Origin of the sequence: Streptomyces sp. NRRL S-455 (genome assembly GCF_000717875.1) — a bacterium.
Lineage (GTDB): Bacteria > Actinomycetota > Actinomycetes > Streptomycetales > Streptomycetaceae > Streptomyces.
In genome coordinates, this window is the sequence record NZ_JOCT01000070.1 from 1 (window position 1) to 512 (window position 512).

2 protein-coding genes are annotated in these 512 nt (G+C 70.9%); both read right to left on the reverse strand.

Annotated elements, in window-relative coordinates; all coding sequences use genetic code 11:
- A partial coding sequence (locus IE97_RS0137830; protein ID WP_030252195.1) for a DUF1232 domain-containing protein occupies nt 1-204 on the reverse strand: 204 nt, incomplete at its 3' end.
- Nucleotides 205-245: 41 nt separating this feature from the next.
- Entirely contained in the window at nt 246-500 is a 255-nt protein-coding gene (locus IE97_RS0137835; RefSeq protein WP_014044322.1) for a WhiB family transcriptional regulator, read from the reverse strand.
- Between the last annotated feature and the right edge of the window lie 12 nt (nt 501-512).

A 512-nucleotide genomic window follows, 5' to 3' on the forward strand; every position in this document is an offset into this window, starting at 1 on the left:
GTAGACGGGGTCCGGCAGCAGGTCCACCGGGGAGACCGTGTAGATCACCGCCGCCCAGACCAGAGCCTTGTCACGGAGCGGGATCCCCGCGTCGACGAGCAGCTTCCTGGCCCTGAGGACCCGGATCAGGAGGACGGCGGCGGTGCCCGCCAGAAGCAGGGCGACGAGCGCGCCGAGGAGAAGCCAGACCGTGGTGTCGTCCATGGCTCATCGTCCTCCCGTCCGGGCTCTGTGGCCCGCTGATCTCATCCGTGGCTCCTGGCCTGTCGGCGCGAGCGGCGCTTCAGGGCCCTGCGCTCCGTCTCCCCGAGGCCGCCCCAGACGCCCGAGTCCTGGCCGTTCTCCAGGGCCCACTCCAGGCATTGTTCCCTGACGGGGCAGGTACGGCAGACGGCCTTGGCCTCCTCGGCCTGGACGAGGGCCGGCCCGGTGGTGCCGATGGGGAAGAAGAGGTCGGGGTCCTCGTCGCGGCAGGCCGCGTGCATGCGCCAGTTGTCCATGGTCTCTCACTC